Source organism: Paracoccus sp. S4493, from assembly GCF_000967735.1.
GTDB classification, from domain to species: domain Bacteria; phylum Pseudomonadota; class Alphaproteobacteria; order Rhodobacterales; family Rhodobacteraceae; genus Paracoccus; species Paracoccus marcusii.
The window spans coordinates 1-4,239 of sequence record NZ_JXYF01000181.1 but is presented as its reverse complement, the minus strand read 5'-3'; the positions used below and the strand labels follow the sequence as shown (position 1 = coordinate 4,239).

The window sequence follows — 4,239 nt, the reverse complement described above, 5'->3', positions numbered from 1 at the left end:
CAATGAGTCTGGACCCTAGGCACAAGGTCCAAACGTCGACGAGATAGACAACAAGGGATTACCACGCACACCGCTTGGCGCGGCCTCAAGCAATGCATGTTCTGCGTCTTAAGCCGTCATGCACGGCCGGATCTGGGACTGGACGACATGACTATGGTGCTGGCGCAGTCGGAGCGTGTCGGGACACGCCTGTTCGGGGGTCAAACCTTACCCCTAGCTGAAGCATGATCAGCAAGAGTATATCAGGTTGAAGATGTCCGCAGCTTGAAGTTAACACTCACTTTGAAGGCGTAGTGGAGCTGTCAGCCGTCATTTATCAGGCAGACGGCAACCTGCCGGTGGGTCGATTACCGCCAGTTGGCTACTCCTCTCTTACCGACCTCGAAAACCACTGCCCACGAGCGATTAGCCGCTACAGCATTTCTCAGTGGGAACTGCAGAGCTATGAACTCCTTTTTCTCTCATATACCCATACCGTTATAACGATGAGAATTTAAGTATGAACATATCACGATTTGACCCGGTGGTTCTCGTTGTCGAGGATCAGGGCCTTTTGCGCATGACGGCGGTCTCGATCATGGAAGATGCAGGGTTCGAGACGATAGAGGCCAAGAACGCGGAAGAAGCCTTGATTTTGCTAAGACGCTATCCTGACATTCTGGTCGTGTTCACGGATATCGACTTGAACGCTGAGAAAGACGGGATCTGGCTTGCTGAACAGATCAACAAGGAATGGCCGAAAATCGATGTCATTGTGACGTCGGCGTACCCAAGACCAAGGAGCTACAATCCTGACAACGTCATCGCCTACTACGAGAAGCCTTACACCGAGAAAGATCTGATCAATCAGATCCAGAAGGCGGTTTTTGGGTCGAGGCGTTTGGTCGCTCCATTGCCGAGCTCGTAATGGCACCGGACGTCGGCCGGTTACAGCTGTCCTTGCGAACCTTGGTGGACCCACGCTGATTTCAGGCTGATGGAGATGGCGATGCACGACGACCAAATGTACCGCGCCAATCGGTAAGTGACACAACCTTACATACTGTGTTCACTGCACTGTCCGCAAGCCACCGCGTCGGCCAGTCCGGCCCGGAAGCGATGTAGCAGGACAGGCACCCGTACTTATGCGGGTTCATTTTATCGAGTTCGTTCCCACATTCATCGCAGAACCGGTAAGCGCACATCCGCCGAGAATCTCCATTTTGAGCAACTTCTTGCTTAACGCAGCTTTACTAATGGATCCATAATTATACTGCACAAATGTGGCCGGAGTGTCTGAGTGGGTAAGTTTGTCACAGAATTTAGGCAGGTACGCGGTGATACGATCCAGGACTCACGATCACTAGCTTACGATGGCGGCCAAGCCGCGGACCTAGAGGAAGCGGATCGGGCAAAGCTCGTAGCGTGTGGCAATTCGCCTCCAGTTCTGCAGTAAGGGTTAAAGTTGAGGCGGCTATGACAGGCACCGTGGTTGCAGTTGCGAAGGCCAAGGGGCATCGCTTCTCAAAAAATCTGGCACTCGAAATCTTACTTCTGGAAGGTCTCGGCGTTGCGGGAGATGCGCATCAGGGATCGACTGTGAAGCACCGCTCCGGCGTTGCCGCGGATCCCATGCAGCCCAACCTGCGCCAGGTCCACCTGATCCAGTCGGAGCTTTTCAAAGAGCTTGCAGATCAAGGCTTCGGCATTCAGCCCGCCGACTTGGGGGAGAATATCACAACCGCGAACCTTGACCTCCTCTCTCTCCCGGAGGGAGCCGTTCTGCGTATCGGTCCTGATGTGCAGTTGGTCGTGACGGGCTTGAGAAACCCCTGCTCACAGATCGACAAATTCCAGAAAGGTCTCATGAAGGCGGTTCTCGACAAGGGCGCAGACGGACGTCTTGTCCGAAAGACCGGGATCATGGCGGCCGTCAAAGCTGGCGGCGTTGTCAGAAAAGAGGACGAGATCGAGGTGATATACCCACCCCTGCCCTACAAACCGCTGAAACCTCTTTGAAGTTGCCCGGGCACAACGTAGCCGGGATTGAGGAAAGGCATCAGAACTGTCGATCGGACAGCATCCTTGTTTGCGCCTGAAACCTCACTGCTATCATCTGTCTAGATGGCGCCGTAGTAACGGCAATACGAAGCGGGTTGGATAATGTGAACGCAGATTGCTGTTCTTTTGGCTCTCGTGATGACCACCGGATGCGCGGCTGGTTCTGGTGCAGTGGTTCAGAGCGCCGGTCCCAACGATCTCCTGAAGCTTTGCGAAGGCCCGGGCCTCGGCCACGCCATCATAATCGGCCTGCCCGACGGAACGCGCCTCACCCGTCGGAGCTGCCTGACAAATGACGGTAAGGTCTGGTGTCGGATCTCGCTTGCCGACAGGCCGAGTGTATCGGGCTACGTTTCAGCGGACTATCTGGCGCCACGCTGACGGAGATACTTGCCCATCGCTGACGACGGAGGAAGCGTATCCGATCATGACCTCGACCTCCGCAATGAGCGAGCACGCGACATGTTTGGACTGATGCGGCCTGATAAGGTAATCATTCCCGATCGCATCCGCCCGGTCGCGGATGGTAGCAAGCTAAAGTCAGATCCGGCAAAGCGTCCAGACATCCTGGACGTGGGCCAGAGTTGATACGCTATCTCTGGCGTGAGACCGGATCGCCATTCCACGGCGGTGAGCTGATCCCGCCGTGTCGGGCACGAGACTATTGTCCGGAAACGTCAGGATGCAGCGTCCATCACTGTTCGGGTTCGCATGATCAGCTTGAAGTCTCCACCTGTCCATCCTGATTCACCGGCCTCGCCAGACCATCAAGTTCCTTGCGCAGCGCATCCGCCTGACTGTCCGTGATCTGGCAGGCAGAGTTGACCTGATCGGAAACAGCCCAGACTGAAGCCTGCAACGCTTGACCGGCAGGCGTCAGCTCGACAAGGACCCGGCGTTTATCCAGCAGGTCACGCTTCCTCGCGATCAGCCCGGACTGCTCCATGCGCTTGAGGAGAGGCGTGGTCGTGCCGGTATCAAGGCCAAGCTTGGCGCCGATCTTGCCCACCGAGCCCGGAGACGTTTCGAGCAGCTCGAGGATCACCAGGTATTGGGGAAAAGTAAGACCGAGCGGCTCGAGGAACGGCCTGTGCATCCGCATGACCCGGTTCGCCGCCCCGTGGAGTGCGAACGAGAGTTGCTTGTCGACCTGGCGGCGGGCGTCGCTTTTCCGGCTCATTTGATCCCTAGCTTAAATTGATGGGGTGTTTTTCGATACGATAGCATTTCGGGCTCGGTCGAAGCCTTCCCGTAGATCTGTATGCTGACCCCTAGAATGAAAGTAAGCGTCCGGTCTGACTGCCCTGCCGCGTGGTGAGCGTGGGAGATAGTGTCCGCTATAGATGGTGGACACTATGGTGCGAGCGTGGCGCGTCGGACAAAGCGGCTTTGGACGGACGAAGAGAAGCGGTCGATCTGCCTGCAGACGACGGCTCCGGGCGTTTCGGTTGCGCAGGTGGCGCGCCGTTATGCGGCGAACGCCAACATGGTGTTCAAGTGGCTGCGCGATCCGCGTTATGCCCCTGAGACAACGGCAGTGGCGGCTACCCCTGCCTTCCTGCCCGTGGAGATCATAGACCATGTCAGGAAGGATGATCTGGTTGTGACCAGCGAGCCGACACGTCCACAGGAACTGATCGAAGTCGAGCTTGCGGGCGGTCATCGGATGCGCATCACCGGCAGCTACGATCCTGAGGCGCTGGCGCGGCTGATCCTGGGGCTGACAGCATGATCCCGGTGCCAGTCAGCACGCGGGTCTGGCTGGCGGCCGGGGTGACGGACATGCGCAAGGGCTTTGCGGCACTGGCCGCGCAGGCCGAGGCTGTGCTGAAGCAGGACCCGTTTGCCGGGCATCTGTTCGTCTTCCGCGGCCGTCGCGGCGACTTGGTCAAGGTGATCTGGTGGGATGGCCAGGGGGCCTGCATGTTCATGAAGCGGCTGGAACGGGGCCGGTTCGTCTGGCCCGCGGCCAAGGAGGGCAAGGTGGCACTGACGCCGGCGCAGTTGTCGATGCTCCTGGAGGGGATCGACTGGCGGACCCCGGAACGGACGTGGCGACCCCTTGCCGCGGGATAGTCAGCCAGTCGTGCAATCAATGATTCCCACAAGGAATACAGTGGGATAAACTGCGTGTATGCTCGATCAAGCCTTCACCCTGCCGGAAGACCCCGAGGAGCTGCGCAGCTTCACTGCGCGGCT

General features: G+C 57.8%; 6 protein-coding genes. 5 read left to right on the top strand and 1 reads right to left on the bottom strand.

Annotation, left to right across the window (positions count from 1 at the left end; genetic code table 11):
• The first annotated feature begins 499 nt into the window (after nt 1-499).
• The 3 genes from TW83_RS16025 to TW83_RS22125 all read left to right on the top strand — a co-directional run bounded on the left by TW83_RS16025 (nt 500) and on the right by TW83_RS22125 (nt 2,421).
• A complete protein-coding gene (locus tag TW83_RS16025; protein WP_045983784.1) occupies nt 500-907 on the top strand; it encodes a response regulator in 408 nt (135 codons plus the stop codon).
• Nucleotides 908-1,455: 548 nt separating this feature from the next.
• Complete coding sequence (locus TW83_RS16020; protein WP_045983783.1) at nt 1,456-1,998, top strand: MOSC domain-containing protein; 543 nt, start codon at nt 1,456-1,458, stop codon at nt 1,996-1,998.
• Nucleotides 1,999-2,178: 180 nt separating this feature from the next.
• Nucleotides 2,179-2,421: an SH3 domain-containing protein gene (locus tag TW83_RS22125; protein ID WP_084697627.1), complete on the top strand. Its 243-nt coding sequence runs from the start codon at nt 2,179-2,181 to the stop codon at nt 2,419-2,421.
• A gap of 334 nt (nt 2,422-2,755) precedes the next feature.
• On the opposite strand, the gene TW83_RS16015 is transcribed toward TW83_RS22125, so the two are convergent.
• The gene (locus tag TW83_RS16015; protein WP_045983782.1) at nt 2,756-3,220 is read right to left on the bottom strand and encodes a MarR family transcriptional regulator; all 465 of its coding nucleotides are present in this window, start codon (nt 3,218-3,220) and stop codon (nt 2,756-2,758) included.
• A 186-nt stretch (nt 3,221-3,406) separates the two neighbouring features.
• Here TW83_RS16015 and TW83_RS16010 point away from each other — a divergent pair, with 186 nt between their 5' ends.
• Both TW83_RS16010 and tnpB read left to right on the top strand, forming a co-directional pair.
• The gene (locus TW83_RS16010) at nt 3,407-3,772 is read left to right on the top strand and encodes a transposase (RefSeq protein WP_239441402.1); all 366 of its coding nucleotides are present in this window, start codon (nt 3,407-3,409) and stop codon (nt 3,770-3,772) included.
• Nucleotides 3,769-4,116 (top strand): IS66 family insertion sequence element accessory protein TnpB, encoded by a 348-nt coding sequence (tnpB, locus tag TW83_RS16005; protein ID WP_045983780.1) that lies wholly within the window; start codon nt 3,769-3,771, stop codon nt 4,114-4,116. The genes TW83_RS16010 and tnpB overlap by 4 nt, the downstream gene beginning before the upstream one ends.
• Nucleotides 4,117-4,239 lie beyond the last annotated feature (123 nt).